Raw genomic sequence first — 23,844 nt, forward strand, 5'->3', positions numbered from 1 at the left:
GACGTGAGGAACAGGAACAGACATGTTGCTATAGCTTTTGACAAACCCGCCAAGGATCAATCCGAGGCGGGTTTGATTTTTTATTTGATGACAATTTTTACGCGAGTCCCATCGGGGTAGTCCTCTACCTGATTGGCAATCCAGGAGCCAGCACCGCGATTGTCGGAGGGAGAGATGTAGGCAATATCTGCACCACTGCCACCTTCCTGGCACATCGCCATCGGCCACTCATCTCGGTCGTAGCGAGGTTTGGTGGGAACCCCTTTGAGGGATTGCTCCCTGTTTTCATCTGCCCCTTTTCGGTCGATGGTACACACGGCGGAATGTCCTTTCGCGATGGCAGAACGGATATGCTCGGCGGTCTGCGGGTATTTGCTGCTCGGGAACTCCAGCACGTAGTCCGCTTCAGTGCTGCTCGTCTGCGTCTGCGGGCTCTTCTGCTCGAAGAAATAGGAGCCGATCGCAAACAAGACGGCGAGAAGGAACAGAATCATTTTTTTCTGCATGACGGTTTCTCCTTGGTATTTTCTCTGTGGTGTTTATTTCCTAGATAATTATACCAATAGGAGGGGGAGGTTGCGGCAGGAAAATGAAATGCAAAAGATCCAAAAGGAAAACATCCGCTATCTTGTTTGCCATTTAGTAGGGAAAATTTAGTTTGTGTAAGAACGAAATAGAACGCAAGGTGAACTAATTCCTAACCTGTGTTTTTCTTTTTGTAATGATGAAAATGACCAGTGCTAGTAATGGCACGCCCATAATTAAATACCCATATTGATAAAAAGAAGTAATGATTTGGGTGAATTGACTATGATTATGAAAGGCGTAGATGGATAACAACAAAACCAATAAGCAAACAGGAAGTGTAACCAGCTTGTAGGACGAGGACCAAAATGAAAAGATTTCGCAAACGGCAAACAGAAATACAGTGACACGAATGTAGCAGCCGGCAGACATCGTAAACAAGCCGTAGATGTCTCCACGATCAATGAATCCAAATTTAAGCATGCGAACTTCATTTTGCACTGGCCAGTCCAATGTTTCTGAGAGAGGTAGTCCAAAAACGGAAATGATGCCAAACACCATGAGGGCAGCTAGCAGCGCATTAAAGATAACAACGAAGGAGTGTCCGCTAAAATCATGTCTAGCTCCCAACCATTTTGTTTGCAGCATACTTATCAAGATTAGTTCACTCCACATCGAAATGAAATATACGGTAGCATTCACAACAGGATCCCATCCATTCTCCAAGATAGGTAGAATGCGGGTGTACTCTTTTTCCTGATGCAGATTTAATCCGACGATACTGCCGGTGATCAGGATAAGTAAGAATAGAATAACTGCGACTCGCGCTGTCGCTTCAATGTTCCGATGCAAACTGAACCAGACCAGCAACATCAAGCTGGCTCCAAATGCCCAAAGAGGCGTATCCGGCATAAAGGAAACTTTCATGAATTCCTCAAAACCTCGTAAGGTCGCAACGGATAAAAATAGAAAGTAACCAATAAGAATGCCAGAAAGGAAAATGGCGAGAACTTTACCTGCTGTTTCATATGCCGCTTTTATCAATGTGGTGTCGATAGAGTAACTTTTCAGTAAGTTTATAGTACCTGCAAATAGGAGACCAACTGGTATGCTGACTAAAGCCGAAATCCATCCGTCTTTGCCACCCGCTTTAATAATGGGGTGAATAAGTAGAACATGACCAATAATGGGCAGACTCATACATTGGATGGATACCCACTGTAAGCGAGAAATAACTTTCGTTCCCACACCAATCACTTCTCTCCTAGTTGATCAAGTAACAAACCGTTCATCAGGAGGTGGCTTTCGACAGAGACAGTGACATTAGCTCTTGAAAATATCTCTGGCCATCTGTCTTTCCATTTTTTCCATTGCTCAGGAGAGCTACGATGAACATATTCATTGAATCCAAAAATGTCAGCTTTATATTTTTGTCCGATTTTTACAGCATCTTCTATCTCCCTCTTGATTACTTGATCTGTATGATTTTGCAGCAACAGATAGGTTTTCTTATCGACGGGAAAAGGGCTGTCTAAGCTGCCTATATTACCAGTAGGGGATACTATCACATCTAAGTAAACCTGATCAGATATAATCCTCGACTTAATTTTCACTTTCGAACTAAGAAGTTCAATGGAAGCATATTGTCCTTCTTTCTCTAGAGGTACCACTGCAATCCCACTTTTTATCTGTTCCTTTACCCATAAAAGCCCTCTCGTTTGCGATTCGTCCAAGGACGTGATCACCTTTCCGTCTTTAAAGATAACAGCACCAGCTTCATGGCTTTCCTTTTTTGAATGTATTACCGTGCTGATCGGGAGGTAACCAACTTTCTCCTTATTCCCAAGCATACGCATGACATCGATAAGCTGTACGGCAGGGTACTTCCCGATGGAGCTTCCCGCTTCCATCTCTCTGTCCATTTCAATGGGTTGTATGTCATGAGTAGTTCCTTTAGCTCGCAACAAGGATTCAGCGCGGCCATCTACATATAAAACCCAAGTTCTCCTGCGAACTTCCTGATCACGCATGAACAAATCTAGGACATTGATCAGATCCTTTTTTCCTATTCCACTACCAAGTGCAATATAGCGAATATGGTGATAACTCAACTTATAACCTGAGTAGGGGATACTGTTTCTGACTGCGTCAAACATCGTATAGCCAGTTGACTGCACAATACTGAAACTCCCTGAAGTAGAGCCGGATTTCTTGTTTGTTCCTGCGGAAGGCTTCAACACGTTAACGGTGAGTACAAAGCGGCCTTGCTCATCAATGTCAATGCCAAGTGCTGTTACAAACCTGGTTTCATTTAGCTCCACGTTATTCCAGCATCCGCTAAGGACCATGGAGAGCAAGTAGATCGGTAATAAGTACTTTTTCATAATTTCTCCCTGTTCTTATTGATTGAAGCAGGGTAACTTCTCGAGGGGATCCTCCTGTCACTTGCCGTTTCCAAAGCATCTGGTCGCTTTCGCATCATCCATAGTGGTAAGCGAATGAGGAAGTCTTTCCAATCCTTCCATGAGACTGGAGCCAAAGGAGCTAAGTAAGGAATCCCAAAAGAGCGGAGATCTGCCAAATAGACACAGATGGCATAGAATATTAGGAAATTCCCATATAAGCCAAACAGAGCGGAAGCAAAAATGGATAGAAAGCGAAACATCACAACAACATCCGTAAGTGAAGGTACAATGAATGAAGTAATAGCAGATAATGCGATGATAATGACAGTCGGAGCGCCGATCAGACCCGCACTCACTGCTGCCTCGCCCATAACCAAAGCTCCGACGATACTGACCGCTTGTCCTATTGGGCGGGGCATACGCAAACCTGCTTCGCGAAGCCACTCATAAACTACGACCATGACCAACAATTCGAAAGCTAAGGGAAAGGGAACACCTTCTCTAGAATTAACAAAGCTGAACAATAAGGGAGTAGGGATCAGTTCCTTTTGGAAGTTTTCAAAAGAAATATAGAGTGAAGGGAGAAAGGCTGAGATAAAAAAGGCTGCATAACGCAATAGTCGAATTAAGCTAGCGTAGAATGGACGGGAATAATAATCTTCCGCATTCTGAAAAAAGTCTTGAAAGGTGGCAGGAACCGAGAGTGCTACGGGAGTGCCATCGACCAATATAGCTATACGTCCCTCAAGCAGTTTACTCAAAACAATATCCGGTTTTTCACTGTTTGCGACGGTAGGAAAAATGGAAAAGGGTTCATCTTCAATCCACTGCTCGATGTAGCCGGAATCTAAGATAGCGTCCGTTTTGATTACGGATAACCGTTTTCTTACTTCCACCAACAATTCTTCTTTAACAATGTGACGTATGTATATCATGCATACGCGTGTTCCTGTTTGCGTGCCAAACCGATAGTTTTCAACCTGAAGATTCACGTTGGTGCATCTCTTTCGAATCAATGCTAGATTAGTGGTGATACTTTCCGTGAATCCTTCACGGGGGCCACGAACCACTGCCTCGGTTACTGGTTCTTCTACACTTCGTTGTTCCACAGCTTTCGCTTCCACAACGATGCATGTGTCTATGGTATGTATGAGTAAAACGGCCTTTCCTTTCGACAATTCATCAAGAACAGTATCAAAGGAACGCTCGAGCTTTGCGAGGGTAATATGCAGTACAGAGGACAAGATGTCCTCAGCAATATCGTTCAGTTCTTCTAATTCAGCTTTCATCAAGGGTTCAATAACGTCTCGATCCAATATTTTTTGATCGCTCAAGCCATCCAAAAACACCAAGGCCGCTCTAAGTTGCTGACGGTTTCCGAGAGCAAATTGCCGCATTAACAGGTCGTCGGTAAACCCAAATTGTTGCTGTATCTGTCTCAAATTCTGTTGTAGGTCTTTATTCAGTGAGGACTTGTCTGGCGATTGACTTTGTCTCGCCTGACTGATCCTGACTTTCTTCCTATAACGCTGAAACATGGTTGGTTCCCTCGATTGCTTAGTTTAATGGACATACCGTATCATCTCCACAAATTACCTTTTTCATGCAAGTATGTAACGGAGTTATCGTTGCTTCTGATTTGGAGTTTGAATCATTACGATAGGTCCATGGTTAGCAAAGCCGTAGAGCTATCTTGGGGAGCACAATATGCCTCCCTGCTAGTAATACGTCTTAGAAGCGATACTTGAAGCCGACAACCCGGAAGAGCTCTTATAGCTCCTTTTTTTGCCATTATCTCCCTTGTCATACAGCTTGCACGAAAATCACATGACAACAGCATAAAGCCTACGGAATAGAAAATCGCAGAGGACCAGCCAAAAGAGAGGGACACGCCACGACGTGTCCACCTCTGCTCTTTGCTCCCACTACTCCCTTCACTTCCCATCCCTTTTCCCGCCACTCGCATCCACGTTTACCCGCGCAAATACCTTCCTCATACAATACCAAGCAATCAAAGGACCCAAGCCAATCATGAAAACCAGCCAGTTTAGCGTAATGGGTGAAGTACTAAAGGACGTCACCACGAGAAAGACCAGAATCCCCACCATACGTCCGGCATCCAATCCAAATTCCCTCAGCACGACAAACTCCACGCGGTTCTTGGCGCTCTCTTCATTGGAGCCGATCAGATCAAAAACCGTGGAGATCATCGGAACGGAAAAAAGCGGATACGCCAAACCCACGGCTACCCCAAAAATGAGCAGGGTCACGTAGCTGACCTGCCAGAAAAACAGCGTGACGATGCCGCTCATCACGAGTGCTCCGCAAAGCATGACCCACTGGCGGTTCCGCGGCTTGAACCATTTGCCCACTGCATAGTAGCTGACCAGACCGACTGCCGAGGTAATCAGCCAGTAATTGCCCAACGTCATTTCACTCTTCGTCGCGATGTAGACCATGAGACCGATGATAAAGCCAAAAACGCCTTCTCGCAGTCCTTGACCGGCCAAAGCGCCAAAAGCCCAGCGCCAGTTGGCATCCTGTCGCAGACTGTGAAAAGCAAAGCTCCAGGAGTAATCTCCCTCGGACTGCCGCTTTTTCAGGAAAAAGCTGATGATAACGCCCACGACGAACAGGATCAACGAGAGGGTAAAGATCAGCGCATATCCTTTGGTGCTTGTCATACGCGAGATCAGATAGCCGGAGATCCAGGGAGCAATCATGCCGCCGCCAGAAGCGAGCAGTCCAGCCCAGCCGTTGAAAAGGTCCCGATTGTCTGGTCCTGTAATCTCAAAATACACGACATTGAAAGCGAGCCAGAAAAAGCCGACCGCCATGCCTTGGACGAGTCCCAGGGCGGCCGCATACGATACGACGTTCGTTCCCAGGACGAGCACCAGCAGATAGAAGAGGGCGGACATCGCCATCCCCAGCCGGAGTGCATTCATTTTGTTAAAACGCTTCACCCAAGCGCCAGCCAGCCAAAAGGTAAGGGCTCCAGCTAGGTGCGTGCAAAACGTAAACCACGCGATGGGGGCGAACTGGCTTTTCACTTTCCATAAGTAGACGTTGACGAACGTCCCGGATAAAGCGCCTGCGGTGATGAAGAGAACGTTGACGAATAGCAGGAGCTTGGATTGGTTGTCGAGCTGTCCGTTCCCATGCGCAGAAGATTCCTCCTGATTCGAATGCCACAGCTTTTGAAGGGTGGCGGGGAAGCCGGATTTCGTCTTTTGGTGCATTTGTCTGCCCCTCCCGTCGGATGAAAGTGGAATGGTCTTCGTTCATAACCTGCCCGATTGAGACAGGGAATAGACGGTAATCCGGCATTTTCCATTCCTTGCCGTTGTTTTCATGAAACAGAAAAAACAAAAATCTTTGACAACAGGAAGGAAAAGGGCAACTCGTTACCCAAATAAGGAGAAGGTGAAAAGCTAAAACAAAGGAGCAATGACATGGCCACCACAATTTTTACCAATGGACGCATTTATACGGGGGATCCGCAGCACCTGTTCGTAGAAGCGATTGTCGTCAAAGATGGGATTGTGCATGATTTGGGCACGCATGCGGATATGACACTCCAATGGGGTCAAAGCGATGTACAGATTGTCGATCTTCAGGGCAAAACCGCAACACCGGGACTGATCGATAGCCATCTTCATCTGGGCTGGCTGGGGTTGACCTTTCAACAGCTCGATCTGAGCAAAGCGACGTCCAAGGATGAGATGCTCTTCCTGATTAAACAAAAAGCGGAGCAAACCGCTCCGAATGAATGGATACAAGGCTTTGGCTGGGATGAAAACCTGTTCGTCGGTGGCGGGGGAATTCCTACGATCGAGGAGCTGGATCTGGTAGCGCCACACTGTCCGCTTCTTTTGTCGCGCATTTGTGGACATGCCAATCTCGTGAACAGCAAAGCGCTGGAGCTGAGCAACTACCATCCCGACATGGCTGTTCCGGCAGGTGGCGTGATCGTGCATGATCCGGCTACGGGGAAGCCGACAGGTATGCTGCTCGAGACAGCGTCCAACCTGATTACTCCGCACATCCCAAAACCGAGCTATGAAACCTTGAAGAATGCTTTGCGCGGTTCTGTAAGTTATGCGCTTGCGCATGGATTGACAGGTGCTCATACGGAAGACTGCCGGGATTTGGGGGGCCTCATTCAGACCTATCGTCTGTACGATGAGCTGATCAATGGGGAAAATCTTGCGCTGCGCTGCAACCTGCTCGTTTATTACACCAGTCTCCCTGAGCTTCGGGAAACGCAGATGCGGGCAGGCTACGGGAATCATCATGTGAATATTGGGGCTGTCAAAATCTTTGCAGATGGTGCACTGGGGCGTCGAACCGCGTATTTGTCGGCACCGTATGCGGATGATGCAACGACTAGCGGCTATCCGGTACATGAGCAGGAGGCTTTGACAGAGCTGGTACGTCAAGCCCGTGAGCTCGAAATGCCAATCGCTGTCCATACAATTGGAGACAAGGCATTGGAAATGGTTTTAGACAGTCTGGATCAATTCTCTCCTGTCGCCTATCGGGATCGCCTCATCCATACACAAATCCTGCGTCCGGATTTGCTGGATCGTCTCGCACTCCCTCACCGCATTGCCGATATTCAGCCACGCTTTTTGGCGGGTGACTTCCCTTGGGTCATCGATCGGGTAGGCGAGGAGCGCATGCAATATTCGTACATCTGGAAAACGATGATGGAAAAAGGAATCATTTGCGCGGCTGGATCCGACACGCCGGTAGAACCAATCGACCCGCTGCTTGGTATTCATGCAGCTGTCACACGAAAAGCGCCAGGAGATACTCATGGTGGCTATCTCCCGCATGAAAAGCTGACCATGCAGGAAGCCATCCATCTGTTTACCCTCGGAAGCGCCACGGTCACGGGTGAAGACCACCTGAAAGGTACACTGACGCGCGGAAAGTTTGCCGATATGACGGTGTACTCCCATGATCTGTTCTCGATGGACCCTGATGCGCTCTTGGAGACCAAAATTGAAATGACGGTCATTGGGGGACAGGTTTGCTACTCTCGATAGACGGGGAGGGCAGTTTAGCAGGCCAGTCGAAGCCTATGACCGATTTTAGCTAGGAAGCATGAAAGAGAAAGCGGGTAACAGAATGCCAAGCGCTTTGGCATCGGTTACCCGCTCTTTTTCCTTTTTGTCATGGTGTGGGTGTTGGGGTTACCTGTTGTTGCAATCCTTGGTCTTGCTGTTTCGGTTCTTCGGTTACAAGCACGTAGCCCTGCGTTCCATCTAAACGAATCCATTGTCCATCCTTGATCTCCCGAGTCGCCCCATCGATTCCCGCGACCGCCGGGATTCCATATTCCCGGGCTACGACAGCACCATGTGTCATCATTCCGCCGACCTCCATCACGAGACCTTTTGCTTGATGGAACAACGGCGTCCAGCCCGGGTCTGTGAAAGGAGCGATCAGGATTTCGCCCGGCTGCAGAGACGCGCTTTCCGGTTTCAAGACGATTTTCGCGTATCCCTCCACGACCCCCGGAGAAACAGGTGTACCGGCGAGGGCACCTTCCGGGAACGAGGAAAGATCCCTCTTGCCGACGATGATTTCTCCCTCGCTCGTCATGACCCGGGGAGGGGTGAGCTTTTGATAATGCTCATAGGCCTGCTTGCGCGACTGAATCAAAGCAGGGAGATCACCTGAAAAGGTATGGTCCAACACCTCTTTCAGCTCGCCTAGGCTCAAGAAAAAGACATCCTTTTCATCCGCAAGCGTCTCTTTCTCTACGAGGCCTTTTGCTTCTTCCCGTATGGCTTTTTTGTAGAGATCAAAATGGAGGACGATGACAAACTTGTGATTTTCCCGCAAGCCGCCGATGTTGCGATACAGCGTAAGCAGCCGCTTGAAAAAGGAGTGCTTGAAGTCGCCATCAGGTGTTTCCTTGACGCGTTCGAGAATACGCTTGATGGTTTCTTCGGCTTTGACAGCTCCTTGTTTAAACCGTTCACGGTGCTCGCCGTGCTCGACGGTCCGCAAATGTCCCAAGATGGAAGACAGCAGCATGGAGGGATCTTCTCGCCAACGCGGTTTTGCCAGATCGATTTCTCCTGGGCAGCGGGCACCGAAGTTGTCCAGAAATTTATCCAGCTCCTGGCGAAAGACGTCTCCACCCTCGACCTGCTCCAGACCTTGGTAAAAGTCTTGCTTCTTGGCCTGCTGCAAATACGCAATCAGCTTGGGATAAGGGCGTGCAGCATCAGCCAAATCGCCTAAGCGCAGCCCCATTTCCGCGGTAACGTTATGAGGCAGCGACTTTTGCAGAGGCTGCAAATCTTCCGGTGGATCCAGCCACCAGGCAGAAAACAGCTGAATCAGCTGAAACGCCAGCATGCCTGTAACGAAGTAATGAATATCATGGGCAAACAGATCCATCATGAGATGACTTGCATTCTCTTCAAGCGCCTTGATTTTTTCAGCACCGTGAACGGAGGCTAGCTGTTCGCGAGTCCCGCGTAAACGTTTGCGCATGAACTCCAAAATATTGCTGTATACATGCTCGCTGTCTTCTCTCATGAAGTCTTTCAACAGAATCGTAACGAGAGGGCCAGCAGCCTGAAACAACTGCTTCTTCATCGGCTCCATGGAAATGGTCTTGTGAAAATGATCGCGCTTTAAAACGTCTGACAACGCCATGCTCATCAGTTCATCCATGGATCCCATCATCTTGGGGAAAAACTTTTGCGCGAAATCATACTGCAGCATCTCTGTCGGATCGATAAAGAGCCGGCCCCCTGCCTCCACAAACGTACGGCGACGCTTTCCCCCTCCAATGCCTTCTCCAGCAGGCATGAGCTGTTTCCAGAGGGAGATCGCCATGGGAGACATCGCTTCTGTCATCATTTGCTGGTGGCCAAACGACAGAAAGACGTGAAACTGATTATCCGACGTATCGGGGATGGGAAAGAGAGAGGTAATCGGCCGAGCTTGGAGAATATAGAGCTTTCCTTCGGCAAATGCCCACTCGATGTCTTGTTCGGTTCCGTAGTGACTCTCAATTTTTCTGCCCAGATCCGCCAGCTCCCCTATGCGATCATCAGGCAAAGCTTGCTTCATTTGTTCGGAAAACGGGATGTCGGACTTGACCGTTCCGCCTTGAGCCAATCCGTAAATCGCCACTTTCTTCGCGGCAATATGCCTGTCGATGATCTCGTTAGCTTTCAGCTGATAACGGTCTGGAGATACCAGGCCGGAGACGAGAGCTTCTCCCAAGCCAAGGCTTGCCTCGATGGTGATCACATCGCGATGCCCACTGACTGGATCGGCGGTAAACATGATGCCTGACACATCAGGGAAAACCATCTGCTGCACGACGATCGACAAGAGAACCTCGCGATGATCAAACCCATTGTTCATCCGATAAACAATGGCGCGATCCGAAAAAAGAGAAGCCCAGCAGCCACGAATGGCCGAGATAAGCTGAAGCTCACCTTTTACGTTGAGGAAGGTTTCCTGCTGTCCCGCGAAGGAGGCGGTAGGCAGGTCTTCTGCGGTCGCGCTGGAACGTACGGCATAGGCATGCATGGTTCCTAGACTGGTCCATTGCGTCAAAACAGCAGACAAAATTTCTTCAGGGATGACGAGGGATTCGATATGTAGACGAAGCTCTTTTCCAATTCTACGGACCCCCTCCAGATCAGCGGGCTCCAGTTCATCGAGAGAAGCCAGATACGATTGCAGGTCATTGCTTGTTTCCATCAGCGTTTGAAAAGCTGCTGTCGTAATACAAAAGCCTCCGGGTACAGGAAAGCCCGCTTTCGTCAGTTCACCGAGGTTGGCGCCTTTTCCACCGACGAGCGAGAGGGAATCTTTATCGATAGCTTGAAAGGGAAGAACGTATGGGCTCAAAGGAATTACCTCCGTCATGCGCGAGAAATGAGCGTAGAAACCATCAAAAGTATGCCCTGTGTTTGTAAGTTTATGAGGGAGAAGAGGAGGATTCGGGAGGAAAGAGGAAGAAAGGAAAGACCCCCCGTTACAGCGGGAGGTCTTGCTTGGGCAGCGTGCTTCTTTTGCCAGCCAGCCATCGCTTGAGGTCGAATTCCGCAATAAGCACGCTGATAAGCACAAGGGCTGCGCCGATATAGCCTCTGACCGTGAGCGTTTCACCCGATATCAGGAAGGCGAAGAGAGCCGCGAAGACGGGTTCTAACGAAAAAATCAGTCCGGTATGGGTCGGGGACGTGTATTTTTGCGCGACGGTCTGCACGACGAATCCGATGGCACTGCACAGGATGCTGAGGGCTAGAACGGCGAGCCAAGCTTTCGGGGTAGAAGGAAGCTTTGGTGTTTCCACGAGGTAAGACAGAAGAAATCCAAAAAGTCCAGCAAACCCTAGCTGATAAATGCCAAGCAGGATCGCATCCGTTTGGGGCGCCAATCTGCCTGTAAGGATGATATGTGTCGCGTAGAAAACGGCGGTCGCCATGCACAAGGCATCTCCTTGGGTGATGTGCAGCTCCTTGGTTAGTGTCAAAAGACCGATCCCGATCAAGGCAATACCCGCACCGAAAAATACACGGGTCTCTGGCCTGTTCTTCAGCAAGATGGAGAGCAACGGAACGAGAATGACCGTGAGACTGACCAGGAAGCCTGCTTGCGAAGCGGTCGTCGTTTTCACTCCCTCGGTTACGGTTGCAAAGACACCGAACAGGATCGCCCCCATAATGAAGGCGTGGAAAATGGTTTTTCGGGTCGTTTTTCGCAGCCGTTTATGAAAAAACAGTGCGGCGATCACAAAGGCGATCCCAAACCGCAGGCCAATCAGGTTAAACGTCTGCAGGTCGGTCAGGCCCATTTGCATAAACAAGTAAGAGGAACCCCAAAAAAGAGTAACGAGCAGCATGGCGAGATCAGCCTTTACTTGAGGCTTCATGGTGAAACGTCCCCCTAGAACCCGGACAGCGATTGTGGCTGAACCGGATATGGTATGGATTCAAGTATACGTGTATCGTATAAATAAAGAAAATGAATGTTTATCATTGTTTGCATGAGAAGAATTGATAGAAAGGGGGCCACGAGATGAGCCTTGGCAAGTTTGAAGTCGTCGTCACCGTGATGGAGTCGGGAAGTCTGACGAAAGCAGGGGAAGTCCTAGGGCTGACACAGTCTGCGATCAGCCACGCAATCGCCAGTCTGGAGAGGGAGTACGGCTTCTCGATTTTGACGCGAGGAAGAGCAGGAGTCAGCTTGACGAGCAACGGGGAGCGGCTGCTCAAATACATGAGAGAAATCCTGAAATGGAACGAGCAGATGATGCAGGAGGTTTCCGCGATCAATGGCATCGAAGTAGGAACCGTGCGCATAGGCACCTTTACCAGTGTCTCTACGCAGTGGCTGCCGGGAATCCTCAAGCAGTTTCAGGATCAATACCCGGAGATTGAAATCAAGCTCCATGAAGGCTACTATGATGACATCGAACATTGGGCTCTGACAGGGGCTATCGATTTTGGATTCGTTTCGGTTCCTACTTTAGAAGGACTGGAAACGATCACTTTGCATCGGGATCGCATGTATGTTCTCCTGCACGAGGACCACCCGCTGGCCGGGCAAGAGACTCTCTCCATATACGATTTGCAGCAGGAGATCTTTATCATGCCGAAACCAGGCTGTGACAACGATATCCAACGTATTTTTAAACAGTATGCGTTTACGCCGCAAGTAAAGTACGAGCTAGGCGACGACCACGCCATTATCGCCATGGTGCAAAACGGCCTCGGCATCAGCATTCTCCCGGAGATGATTCTGTTTCGGCTGCCCTCAAATATTCGGGCGATTCCACTTCAGGGGGAGCACTTTCGGACGCTTGGAATGGCCGTTCCTTCCTTGGAGCAAATGTCACCAGCGTCACGACGGTTCTTGACAACCGTAACGGAGTGGATAAAGGGGCATGTGGCAGTTTGAATGAAACCAAGCAATGCCCCTTACCGTATAGTAGGTAAGGGGCTAGTCGCTTCGGTGAGGTTGGATGGACAGCTGCACCAGGAATCTCCTTTAAGTTTCTGTCATGACTCCGCCATTCACATGCAGGACCTGGCCGGTCACAAAGCCGGAATCGTCAGAGGCGAGATACACATAGGTCGGAGCCAGTTCAAACGGCTGACCTGCTCGGCGCATAGGGGCATTCGTCCCCAAGGTGGTGATGTACTCGGCGGAATAACTGGAAACCTGTAGGGGCGTCCAGACCGTCCCGGGTGCAACTGCGTTTACGCGGATTCCGAGCCCCACCACTTGTAGAGAGAGGGAGCGGGTAAAGGAAACAATGGCACCTTTGGTTGCAGAATAGTCAACCAGTAGTGGCTGACCGGCATAGGCTGTCACAGATGCTGTGCTGATGATCGAGCTGCCTGGCTGCAGAAAGGGAAGGGCCTCCTTGGTCAGGAAAAAATGGGGATAAATGTTGGTGCGAAACGTATCCTCGAGCTGCTCCTTACTGATCCCTAAAATGGAGGATTGAGGAAATTGCACGCCCTGACTGAGGACGAGGATGTCGACTTTGCCATACGTGATGACCGTTCTTTGCACGACCTCCTGGCACCAGGCCTCCTCGCGCAAATCTCCTGGCAAGAGCAGGCATCGGCTGCCGTAACCTTCCACGACCTTTTTTGTCTCTTCCGCATCTATGTGTTCGTCGAGATAGGCGATTGCAAGATCGGCACCTTCTTTTGCAAAGGCAACAGCCACAGCACGCCCGATCCCACTGTCTCCGCCGGTGATGATGGCCACTTTGTTCTTTAGCTTCCCGCTCCCCATGTAGGCAGGATTATCAAAAATGGGTCGGGGCACCATCAGATATTCCATTCCAGGCTGGCGGTCCTGATGCTGGGCTGGAAATGAAAGAGGCTGCTCCTCGCACGAAGTCTTATAGCTGTAATACGGGTACATCGGATACAAGTCAGATCCCTCCAAAGATCGATGGATATGGGCATGATATTCGCCCAGATGAGGGAAGGTTCCGATGCTAGGCACCCAGTGACTGCCGCGCTGCCCGGCGTTTTTGAATCCAAAATGGCAGATACAGCAAGAAGAACAAACCGAGTGCGACTCCTTCAAGCGATAGGATATACCAAGGATAAGGACCGAGATAATCCATAAGCGTTGGCTGAAAAGGCTTGTGAGCGACGAACAAATAATTTCCACCTGTAAACCGATTCACGATAAGCGCAATCAAGAGCAGCGAATTCAGCATGACCATGCTTTTCCCGATGGACCAAACCGTAGGACGGTAGTTCTTTACCCAGGTCATGTACAGGCACGCGAGCACAATGCAGGCGTGTGCGAGGAAAAAGTGAAAGAAGCGAAAGTGGGGAAATGGGTAAAAAAGCTCCGGGGTAATCAGCGCCTGACCTGCGCCAATCAAGCCGGCAAAAAACGTGATCTCGTACAAGCGGTAGCTGTTGGAAACAAGCATGAATACGGAAAAAATCAGCATGACGCTGCACAGCTGCAAGGGAAGAGCTTCTGATCGCGTCCACGTATGGGTCCAAACGAGCCAAAGCTGAAACCCAATTTCGGTTAAGACGAGCAAGCTGGCGAGAGCGAGCCGGCAAAAAGCATCTATCCTTGGAGGCTGAATACGGCGGCGGAGCTGATAAAGAAGAGCAGCAGCGGCGAAGACGAGTAGGACACAGCTCACGTGACTGGCCGAAAATAACTGAAAAGGCTCCGTGGTGATCTCGGCTGAAAGAAAAGATGAGGTCATGGCTTCCTCCGAATGGAATAAAAAGTTAATTGAAAGAATTCACGAAATTTTAACACAAAACCATATAAAGCATCGGTTATAATAAAAATGGACCAACGTACATCAATGAGAGGGGATATAATTGTGAACTTGGTATTAACTGAAAAACAATGCAAATCTTGCCAGGCTCGCTTGACAGAGTATGAAATCGAGAACAACGGTGCTCTGTGCATGGAATGCTTCAAAGAAGAACAAGACGAGCAAAAGTAACAACATGACTTCGGGCACCAAAGCGTCCCGCACCATATAACTGACTTGCCTGCCATAGCCCTCTTCCTTTGCGAAGGGGGTTATGACTTTTCTGACAATAAACAAGAAAACAATGCCCTTCATTATACCATGCATTCCCAGTTCGGTTCGTTCCCTCGATAAAAAGACAGAAAGTATTGAAATTCCCTTTTCGCTTCACTAAAGTAAAGCTATAATTATCTACCAGAGCAACGCTTTACCAAAGTGAAAACGAGGGGACTAAAAACAAGATGAAACGGATTGCAATTATTGGGAGTAGTGGAGGGAATCTTTACAATTTGGGAGGAGCAGATCCGAAAAAGCTTCTGTCCGAGATACGTATACAGGCAGACTCAGCTGGCGTAGAGATAGCGGCTATACAGTTCATTGCAGCCCAGTCTTCCATGGATGGAGCAGGCAAGGATACACCTGCAGCCGTTTATAGCTGGGATGCTTTATCGAGTACGCCCGTTGTCCGCTTTACCGGAACATTGGAAGAATGCAACCAGTATGCGAGGGAGTCAGACGAATCTATCGCGGATGCCTTGCGCAGCGGTCAACTGGATGGGCTTATCAGCATGAGCGCGGATCCGAATGGAGCCAATCAGCTGACCGTTCAAGCTGCGGTAGAGAAGCATATTCCGATCGTGGGGACGGGTGGGACCTCCATGGCACTGATCAGTGCAAAAGGAGCCCAGGTAATCCTCACTTCCGGCACGACAGGAACGACGAACCGGACGCGTGCGATCAGCTTCCTTACGGCTTTTTCCAAGCATTGGGGAATATCGTATCGCCCGTTGATCGGTGATACCGGCTCGGGAAGCATTTCGGCCAGCCCATGGAAACGAATCAACATACGCGGGATCATGATGTCATCTCTCCCAGGGTTTATCGCGCTGGCTTTGGTCTTGGCGGTAAGTAAAATACCCGGGCTGGACATGCTGAGCGGCGTTTTCGATGTATTGATCAAGGCTTTGCCTGTCGTCATTGCAGCGGTAGCAGCCAAACAAGTGTCGGACATGGAGGAGGTATCCGTCGTAGCCGGTGTACTGGCAGGGATCCTGTCGATGGATGGCGGCATTATCGGTGGCATGATCGGCGGGATTGGCGCAGGTCTTCTCGTGAATGTGCTGTTCCGCAAATGCGTAGAATGGAAATTTCCGACCACGACGGTCAATATTATCGCGGGTGGCGTATCCGGTTTGATCGCAGGATTGATTGTGTACTACTTGCTGGCTCCTATCGCCCTGCAGGCAGGGGAGTGGGTCAAAGTATTGATCGAGGGAGCTGTCGCGTACAGCCCGATTCTGGCAGGGCTTATTGCAGGCTTGCTGATTTGGCCAGCCATCATCGGGGGAGTGTACCACGCTGCGATTCTCCCCATCGTACTTTTGGAAATGGAGAAGACCGGGAACAGCTTTCTGGGCGCAGTAGACATGGTGGGATTGGTCATGGTTTCGGCTGGAATTACACTGGCCAACATCCTTTTGCCGCGAGACAAGAGTGAGGCGACCGTCGCAACCCCTGGCTTCCTGATTAACATGGGCTTTGGTACATTCGTCGAAGCGGCATATCCGTTTATGTTCTCGAACAAGCTGGTCTTCGCGGGAGCCATCGTGTCCTCCGGGATCGCCGGAATGATGGTGGGTGTGTTTGATGTACGTGGGACGGCGTATGTACCGTCCGTGATGGCGCCATTACTTTCCAACAACATGATGGGCTTTATCGTAGCGATGGCAAGTGGACTTGTTTGCTCCTTGATCATTACGTTGATCGCAAACCAGATCGCCAAAAAGAAAAGCATGCAAGCGATCGATGAAAAGATAAGCGCATAAAACCAACCCCCTGACGTTCCCTTACTGAGAAGGAGTCAGGGGGTTTTGGCTATCGGATTCTATTTTTCCGGGAGGGGAAGAATCAGCTCCATGCGCCGGCTTCCGTCCTTCATGCTTGTTTCAAACAGGATCAGGGTAAGAGTTGTGTTCGGCTCTGCTTTTTTCACCTGAATCGTGTGGGAAAACGCTCCCCATTCCGGAGCCCCCGCAGAGGTTTGAATAGAGCCTTCGGTAAGCTCATTGTGTCCATCCTCGACTACATAGCTGACGACACCCTCAAAGACGCGGGCTTTCCCTTTGACTTCAAACGTATCGGTTCCGGTTTTTTTGACCGTAACTTCTTGGAATATCTCGTTGGCATAAGCAGAAGGTGTCGGCTCTGTTTTCGGCGCCTCTTCCTTTGGTGCAGGTGGATTCTCAGGCTGCGCAGGCGTTTCAGACGGTACGGTCACTGGCGGCTTTTCAGGAGCAGACGGAGTCGCAGGTTCTCCCCGTCCTTCACCCGTGCACCCCTGCAGGAGAAAGAAGGTCAACAGGAGGATCCAAACCTTTTTCATGAAATCCCTCTCTTCTGTCGAGATTATAGTGAGACTTCTCACATACTAAGACGTGAAAACAAGCGTGAGTGTTCCAAGGAAAACGTCCACAACGGGATTTCTATGTTAGAATGGTGAGGAAGCAATATCCACTATCCGCAGAAAGCTGGTCGAAAAAGAATGGCTGAACAAACGCATCGAATCGAGAAAGATTTTCTCGGAGAAAAAGAAATCCCTGTACATGCCTATTATGGTGTACAAACTATGCGTGCAACGGAAAACTTTCCGATTACCGGTTACCGCCTGCACTCTTCCTTGATCAACGCGATGGCTATGGTAAAAAAAGCAGCAGCGATTGCCAACATGGAAGTATCTCGTTTGAACCCGAAATTGGGAAATGCGATCGTCGCAGCTGCGCAGGAAATCATCGAAGGAAAATGGCATGACCAGTTCATCGTAGACCCGATTCAGGGTGGTGCGGGAACTTCCATCAACATGAATGCCAATGAAGTCATCGCAAACAGAGGGTTGGAAATTCTGGGAGAGAAAAAGGGAGATTACTTCCATCTCAGTCCGAACACTCATGTAAATATGTCCCAGTCCACCAATGACGCATTCCCGACCGCGATCCACATCGCAACGCTGGATCTGTTGGAAAAGCTGTTGGTGACAATGGAAGAAATGCACGATGTTTTTGGTCAAAAAGCAACGGAGTTTGATGACGTCATCAAAATGGGCCGCACGCATTTGCAGGATGCCGTACCGATCCGTTTGGGACAAGAATTCGAAGCCTACCGTCGTGTGCTTGAGCGCGATATGAAACGCATCAAGCAATCCCGTCAGCACCTGTACGAAGTGAATATGGGGGCAACGGCAGTAGGGACAGGGCTGAATGCAGATCCAAAATACATCACGACAGTTGTGAAGCAGCTGGCTGAAATCACGGGCTTCCCGCTGACGGGTGCCGAGCATCTGGTAGATGCAACCCAAAACACGGATGCGTACACAGAAGTTTCGGCTGCCTTGAAAGTGTGCATGATGAACATGTCCAAAATGGCGAACGATCTTCGTCTGATGGCATCTGGTCCACGTGCAGGTCTCGGAGAAATTTCCTTGCCAGCACGTCAGCCTGGTTCCTCGATCATGCCAGGTAAAGTCAATCCGGTAATGGCTGAAGTGATCAACCAAGTGGCATTCCAAGTCATCGGGAACGACCATACCATTTGCCTGGCTTCCGAAGCGGGTCAGCTGGAGCTAAACGTCATGGAACCGGTATTGGTGTTCAACCTGCTGCAATCGATCAGCATCATGGACAATGCGTTCCGTGTGTTTACGCAGCACTGCCTGTCTGGTATCGAAGCAAACCGCGAGCGGATGAAAGAATACGTAGAGAAAAGCGTAGGCGTCATCACGGCAGTTAACCCGCATCTGGGCTATGAAACGGCTGCCCGCATCGCGCGTGAAGCGATTTTGACAGGAAAATCCGTCCGCGATCTGTGCCTCCAGCACAATGTGTTGACCGAAGAAGAACTGGATCTGATCCTCGATCCGTTCGAAATGACTCACCCTGGAATCGCAGGCGCATCCTTGCTCGACCGAGACTAGGACCGATAAAAAACAAGAACTCCCGCGATCAGCCGAGTGCTGGTTGGCGGGAGTTTTTTCTTTTGTTTAGCGAGGGGGAAGTTGATCCAGGGATTTGAATTCATATCCTTGCTTTCGTGCCTCATCGATGATTGCCCCCAAGGCATCGGCATTGTCCTTGGAGACCGAGTGCAGAAGGATAACCGCCCCGGGATGGAGCTGGGCCATTACGTTGTCGTAGGCGAATTTCCAGCCGCGAATCACCTTGGTGTCCCAATCGCGATAGGCAACGGACCAGAATACATTGGTATAGCCGAGCTCTTTGGAGACGGCCAGCGTCCGATCACTGAAAATGCCTCGTGGGGGACGCAGATAGCGCATCTCCTTTTGGCCTGCGACTTGGGCAACAGCATCTTTTACTTTTGTGAGCTCTTCCTTTACTTTCGCGTTCGGGATCGTCGTCATATCCGGATGGCTCCACGAATGATTCCCGATGAGATGGCCTTCCGCAGCCATCCGTTTTAGCAAGTCCGGCTGGTCCTTCACGTAGTGTCCGGTCACAAAGAAAATCGCAGGGACCTTACGAGCAAGGAGGGTATCCAATATAGAGGCGGTGTACCCATTCTCATACCCGTTGTCGAAGGTCAGATACAATTCCTTTTTGCTCGTATCTCCTAAAAAGACAGCCCCGTGACGATCGACAATTCCCTTAAACCCTTCTTCGTTGATCGATGGCAGCTGCCCGTTTTTACTCTTCTTGAACCCAAAATGATACGGATGATCCGAGCTGGCAAGAGCCGTTTGAATGGGCATGATCATCAGCAGAAGGCTCAAGCAAATGAAGGTCCATGGAGTCATCCACTTCCTTCGCTCTGGTCGCGTTGCATCCAGCATGTCCATAACCGTGATCCACATCCTTCCTTGGGCGAGCGTATTGACAGGCTTCCATGAAAGTTTGTCCACTCTCCTATCAATTATGTAAAGGCCACAGACGGCAATCCGCTGAGGAAATGGGTGCAAAACAGATAGAAAAGAGGGACAACTGCTCATACAAGATGGGATCTTGCTTCATATAGTATCTAAGTCAACGTGTAATTCGCTGACGAGTCAAATGTGAAATCATCCAGAACCAGGAGGTGTCAGTCATGGGGCTGAAGTGGTTGAAGTATTTGAAAGATGAAGTAGTCGGCGCAGAAGATGGGATTGAAGAAGTGGAAGTAAAGATCGAATACAGAGATGGTACCAAACGGAAATGGACTTTTGTTGGCGATAACGAGCCTATTATTGAAGATGGCGAAGATGAAGAAGACGACGAGGATGGTTCGGAAGACGAGGATCAGTAAGAGCTGCAAGCTCAAACCGAGTCGAAATGAGGTGCGTCAAGAGGCGCATCTTTTTTCTTTTTCCATTGGGCAAGGACAATCTGGTATCATGAGTACGACAGAAAGATGGCGAAACGATTCGCTGGGGAAGAGAGGATTTTGGCAATGAGCTTTCAGCTGACCCATCGATTTATACAGTCTCAATGCGGCAATCTTTCCTACGAAAAAGGAAAAGCCTACCACCGGACAGGAAAGGTGACTTTTACCGGCTACCACCCAGAAAAACCAAGCTACGAGGCAATCGTAAAAGGAAATGGGGGGGAAAAGGTAACCGTTGCCTTTGAAAAGGATACGATTGAGGCAAGCTGTACGTGCCCTTCTCTGGATTCGTACAATCTGGATTGCCAGCACGTTGCGGCCGTTTTGCTGGAGATTCTGGAGATGCAGCTGGATGGCAGAACGCCGGTAATCGAGCAGTCGAGCGATTACCGATCCGGGCGAACGGACGCTGCGGAGTCGGGAGCTTATTCGGCAGTGGAAAAACAGTTAACCTCGCAGGTGCTCGGCTTGTTCACCGACACATCCATCAAGCCTAGCCGAATGCGCTTTGATGTCAGGCAGCCGCTCGAGGTCGAGTTTGTCTGCCGAGTAGTGCCCTTTGGTTATCAAAAATACATGTTTGGCATCGAGCTTCGGGTAGGTGTAAAACGAAGATACATCGTAAAGAAAATAAAAGAGTTCCTGGACCGTGTCGAGCAGGGCATGCCGTATGAGTTCTCTTCGCATTTTACCTATGAACCCAGCCAGCACTGCTTTCAAAAAGAAGACGCGGCCGTTCTCCAACAGCTGAACCAGATTTATCGGAACGAACAGCTGTATCGGGAAACGTCGCACCGCTCGTCAGGGTATTCTCGTGAGCAGGAGACGCGGGTGCTGCTGGTCCCTCCTTTGATGTGGGAAAAGCTGCAAAAGGCACTCATGATGGCTCCCCTGGCAGTATTGGATTGGAATAACGGAACGTACGAGGGGATCGTCAGTGCTGCCGAGGGGCTTCCCCTGCGCTTTGCATTTGCCGAGGGGCAGTCTGCTCTTTACCAGATGGAGATAGAAGGGCTGGAGCAGGTAACCATCATGGACTCCTACGGCTTGGCCATTGCCGGGGGGAAGCTGTACAGCCTCTCAAGCGACATGTGCCATCGCCTGTTTGAATTGAAAAAGCTGCTCATCACCTCGCGTAAGGGCACGATCCAAATTGGCCAGGAGCAAATGGAGGCCTTCATGGTGCAAGTCGTCCCCGAGCTGAAAAAAGTGGGGAACGTCATGATCGCACCTACCGTTTCCTCTCGATTGGTCCGCACTCAGCTACAGGCCAAGCTGTACCTGGATCGGATCAGGGATCGGCTGCTGGCGGGTCTGGAGTTCCAGTATGGAGACATTGTGCTGAATCCTTTGGAAGAGACGGGAAGCAGCCGCGGGTCGGATCTGATCGTCGTCCGGGATATGGAGCGGGAACGACAGATCATCGAGCTGATGGATCAAAGCGGTTTTACCAAAACGGAATCGGGCTACTACCTGGAGGATGAGGAAGCCGAGTTCGATTTCCTGTACCAAATGGTTCCCCAGCTAGAAAAGCTGCTAAAAGTGTATGCGACTTCAGCAGTCAAAATCAGGCTCCACGCAGGCTCTACACCACCAAAGGTCAGGGTGGGCGTAGACGAGAGGACAAATTGGCTGGAATGCAAGTTTGATATCGCCGGAATCCCTGAGGCTGAGATACGGGGACTGCTGCATGCATTGGAAGAAAAGCGGAAGTATTACCGATTGCCGGGTGGTTCGCTTGTGCCGCTTGCCAGTAGCGAATATCAGGATATTCGTGGATTTATGGAGGAAATGGGCATTAAGGGGGCGGACATACAGCAAATGCAGCTGCGTCTGCCTGTCGTGCGCGGTCTGACGCTGCTGGATTCCGACAGCAAAAACAGGTCAGCGATCCATATGGAAAAAGCATTCCGAAGACTTTTGGAGAACATGCGCAATCCCGACAATCTGGACTATCCGGTGCCGAGCAGCCTGGAAGCAATCCTGCGCGACTATCAGATTTACGGGTATCAATGGCTCAAGACGCTTGCCCACTATCAGTTTGGGGGAATCTTGGCAGATGATATGGGGTTAGGGAAAACGGTTCAAAGCATTGCCTTTCTCGTGTCCGTACTCTCGGAAATCAGAGAACAGAAGCAGCCTGCGCTGATTGTTTCGCCGGCATCGCTTATCTACAACTGGCGCAATGAGCTGAAGAAGTTTGCCCCCGAAATCCGAGTGGTGCTTGCGGACGGAACCAAAAGCGAACGCAATCAAATCCTGCGTGCATACGAGGAGGCAGACGTGGTGATTACCTCGTATCCTCTTTTGCGCAGAGATTTTGCCAGCTATGCGGAGAAATCGTTCCATACGCTCATTCTGGATGAAGCACAGGCATTCAAGAACCACACAACGCAGACAGCGCACGCTGTGAAAGGAATCCAGGCACGTCATCGTTTCGCACTTACGGGTACGCCAATCGAAAATGGTTTGGACGAATTGTGGTCGATCAGCGACGCTGTATTCCCCGGGCTGTTCCCTGCTAGAAAAGGCTTCAACGAGCTATCCAGACAGCAGATCGCGAAACGGATTCGGCCATTTCTGCTGCGCCGTGTGAAAACAGATGTTTTGCAGGAGCTGCCTGAAAAGATCGAGACCCTGCAAAGCACAGCGCTGCACCCAGAGCAGAAAAAGCTGTACGTTGCCTACCTGGCAAAGCTGCGCGAAGAAACGTTGAAGCATCTGGACAAAGAGACCTTCGACAAAAACAAGATCAAGATTCTGGCAGGCTTGACGAGGCTACGACAGCTGTGCTGCCATCCCGCATTGTTTGTGGAAGACTACGAGGGAAGCTCGGCCAAGTTTGAACAGCTGCTGGATATTCTGGAGGAGTGCCGCCAAGCAGGAAGGCGCGTCCTCGTCTTCTCGCAATTTACCCAAATGCTTGGCTTGATTGGACGAGAGCTCGGATACGCGGGAGTACCTTTTTTCTACCTGGATGGGAATACACCTGCTGCTGAGAGAGTCGAGCTGTGCAACCGTTTCAATGAAGGAGAGGGAAACCTCTTCCTGTTATCGCTCAAGGCTGGCGGAACGGGGCTGAATCTGACAGGGGCGGATACAGTGATCCTGTACGATCTGTGGTGGAATCCGGCTGTCGAGGAGCAAGCCGCAGACCGCGCCCATCGTATCGGACAAAAAAACGTCGTTCAAGTGATCCGGTTGGTAGCCGAAGATACAGTCGAAGAAAAAATGTACGAGCTTCAGCAGAAAAAGAAAAATCTGATTGAAGAAGTGATCCAGCCTGGGCAAGAGTCATTGTCTAGGCTGACAGAAGAAGATATAAAAGAAATTCTGATGCTAGGCTGACCCTAAAATGGAAGTCTTGTCCCGCTGTTTCTGCAGGACAAGGCTTTTTTTGCTTGCGAATCCCGCGAGCAGGATGATCCCCCGCGAACACAGGGATACGAGTCTTCTTAATTGGCTTTCTTCCATGGATATTTGTCCGTTTCCGGTTTAAAGACGAGCGAATAGTTTATTAAGAAT

18 protein-coding genes are annotated in these 23,844 nt (G+C 49.9%); 7 read left to right on the forward strand and 11 right to left on the reverse strand.

What is annotated here, in order from left to right; all coding sequences use genetic code 11:
• Positions 1–80: 80 nt before the first annotated feature.
• The 5 genes from EDM59_RS02365 to EDM59_RS02385 all read right to left on the reverse strand — a co-directional run bounded on the left by EDM59_RS02365 (position 81) and on the right by EDM59_RS02385 (position 6,172).
• Positions 81–506 (reverse strand): NucA/NucB deoxyribonuclease domain-containing protein, encoded by a 426-nt coding sequence (locus EDM59_RS02365; RefSeq protein ID WP_122922177.1) that lies wholly within the window; start codon positions 504–506, stop codon positions 81–83.
• A 184-nt stretch (positions 507–690) separates the two neighbouring features.
• Entirely contained in the window at positions 691–1,773 is a 1,083-nt protein-coding gene (locus EDM59_RS02370) for a GerAB/ArcD/ProY family transporter (RefSeq protein WP_122923348.1), read from the reverse strand.
• A 5-nt stretch (positions 1,774–1,778) separates the two neighbouring features.
• On the reverse strand, positions 1,779–2,909 hold the full coding sequence (locus EDM59_RS02375) for a Ger(x)C family spore germination protein (RefSeq protein ID WP_122922178.1): 1,131 nt from the start codon (positions 2,907–2,909) through the stop codon (positions 1,779–1,781).
• Positions 2,906–4,468 carry a spore germination protein gene (locus EDM59_RS02380; protein ID WP_122922179.1) on the reverse strand — a complete coding sequence of 521 codons (1,563 nt, stop codon included), beginning with the start codon at positions 4,466–4,468 and terminating at the stop codon, positions 2,906–2,908. Before EDM59_RS02380 ends, EDM59_RS02375 begins: the two co-directional genes overlap by 4 nt.
• A gap of 396 nt (positions 4,469–4,864) precedes the next feature.
• Positions 4,865–6,172, reverse strand: a complete 1,308-nt coding sequence (locus EDM59_RS02385; protein WP_122922180.1) for an MFS transporter — start codon at positions 6,170–6,172, stop codon at positions 4,865–4,867.
• 213 nt (positions 6,173–6,385) lie between these two features.
• Here EDM59_RS02385 and EDM59_RS02390 point away from each other — a divergent pair, with 213 nt between their 5' ends.
• Positions 6,386–7,984 (forward strand): amidohydrolase, encoded by a 1,599-nt coding sequence (locus EDM59_RS02390; protein ID WP_122922181.1) that lies wholly within the window; start codon positions 6,386–6,388, stop codon positions 7,982–7,984.
• A 127-nt stretch (positions 7,985–8,111) separates the two neighbouring features.
• On the opposite strand, the gene EDM59_RS02395 is transcribed toward EDM59_RS02390, so the two are convergent.
• A complete protein-coding gene (locus EDM59_RS02395; protein ID WP_122922182.1) occupies positions 8,112–10,823 on the reverse strand; it encodes a phosphoenolpyruvate synthase in 2,712 nt (903 codons plus the stop codon).
• A 127-nt stretch (positions 10,824–10,950) separates the two neighbouring features.
• Entirely contained in the window at positions 10,951–11,850 is a 900-nt protein-coding gene (locus EDM59_RS02400) for a DMT family transporter (protein WP_122922183.1), read from the reverse strand.
• A 146-nt stretch (positions 11,851–11,996) separates the two neighbouring features.
• On the opposite strand from EDM59_RS02400, the gene EDM59_RS02405 reads away from it, so the two are divergent.
• The gene (locus EDM59_RS02405; protein ID WP_122922184.1) at positions 11,997–12,878 is read left to right on the forward strand and encodes a LysR family transcriptional regulator; all 882 of its coding nucleotides are present in this window, start codon (positions 11,997–11,999) and stop codon (positions 12,876–12,878) included.
• A gap of 90 nt (positions 12,879–12,968) precedes the next feature.
• Here the strand turns inward: EDM59_RS02405 and EDM59_RS02410 are convergent, their stop codons facing one another.
• Together EDM59_RS02410 and EDM59_RS02415 are read right to left on the reverse strand one after the other, a co-directional pair.
• A complete protein-coding gene (locus EDM59_RS02410; RefSeq protein ID WP_122922185.1) occupies positions 12,969–13,868 on the reverse strand; it encodes an SDR family oxidoreductase in 900 nt (299 codons plus the stop codon).
• A 67-nt stretch (positions 13,869–13,935) separates the two neighbouring features.
• A complete protein-coding gene (locus EDM59_RS02415) occupies positions 13,936–14,676 on the reverse strand; it encodes a YwaF family protein (protein WP_122922186.1) in 741 nt (246 codons plus the stop codon).
• Positions 14,677–14,799: 123 nt separating this feature from the next.
• Between EDM59_RS02415 and EDM59_RS31565 the strand changes: the two genes are divergently transcribed.
• Both EDM59_RS31565 and EDM59_RS02420 read left to right on the forward strand, forming a co-directional pair.
• The gene (locus tag EDM59_RS31565; protein WP_258957551.1) at positions 14,800–14,925 is read left to right on the forward strand and encodes a hypothetical protein; all 126 of its coding nucleotides are present in this window, start codon (positions 14,800–14,802) and stop codon (positions 14,923–14,925) included.
• A 269-nt stretch (positions 14,926–15,194) separates the two neighbouring features.
• On the forward strand, positions 15,195–16,778 hold the full coding sequence (locus EDM59_RS02420) for a PTS sugar transporter (RefSeq protein ID WP_122922187.1): 1,584 nt from the start codon (positions 15,195–15,197) through the stop codon (positions 16,776–16,778).
• Positions 16,779–16,837: 59 nt separating this feature from the next.
• Here EDM59_RS02420 and EDM59_RS02425 read toward each other — a convergent pair whose 3' ends face one another.
• The gene (locus EDM59_RS02425) at positions 16,838–17,335 is read right to left on the reverse strand and encodes a Gmad2 immunoglobulin-like domain-containing protein (RefSeq protein WP_122922188.1); all 498 of its coding nucleotides are present in this window, start codon (positions 17,333–17,335) and stop codon (positions 16,838–16,840) included.
• Positions 17,336–17,494: 159 nt separating this feature from the next.
• Here EDM59_RS02425 and aspA point away from each other — a divergent pair, with 159 nt between their 5' ends.
• Positions 17,495–18,919, forward strand: a complete 1,425-nt coding sequence (gene aspA / locus EDM59_RS02430; protein WP_092266564.1) for an aspartate ammonia-lyase — start codon at positions 17,495–17,497, stop codon at positions 18,917–18,919.
• Positions 18,920–18,985: 66 nt separating this feature from the next.
• Here the strand turns inward: aspA and pdaA are convergent, their stop codons facing one another.
• The gene (gene pdaA, locus EDM59_RS02435; protein WP_425455941.1) at positions 18,986–19,717 is read right to left on the reverse strand and encodes a delta-lactam-biosynthetic de-N-acetylase; all 732 of its coding nucleotides are present in this window, start codon (positions 19,715–19,717) and stop codon (positions 18,986–18,988) included.
• 326 nt (positions 19,718–20,043) lie between these two features.
• Between pdaA and EDM59_RS02440 the strand changes: the two genes are divergently transcribed.
• Positions 20,044–20,241, forward strand: a complete 198-nt coding sequence (locus EDM59_RS02440) for a DNA primase (protein WP_122922189.1) — start codon at positions 20,044–20,046, stop codon at positions 20,239–20,241.
• Between the two features lie 144 nt (positions 20,242–20,385).
• On the forward strand, positions 20,386–23,667 hold the full coding sequence (locus tag EDM59_RS02445) for a DEAD/DEAH box helicase (protein WP_122922190.1): 3,282 nt from the start codon (positions 20,386–20,388) through the stop codon (positions 23,665–23,667).
• The last annotated feature ends 177 nt before the right edge of the window (positions 23,668–23,844 follow it).

Origin of the sequence: Brevibacillus nitrificans, assembly GCF_003710965.1 — a bacterium.
Lineage (GTDB): Bacteria > Bacillota > Bacilli > Brevibacillales > Brevibacillaceae > Brevibacillus > Brevibacillus centrosporus.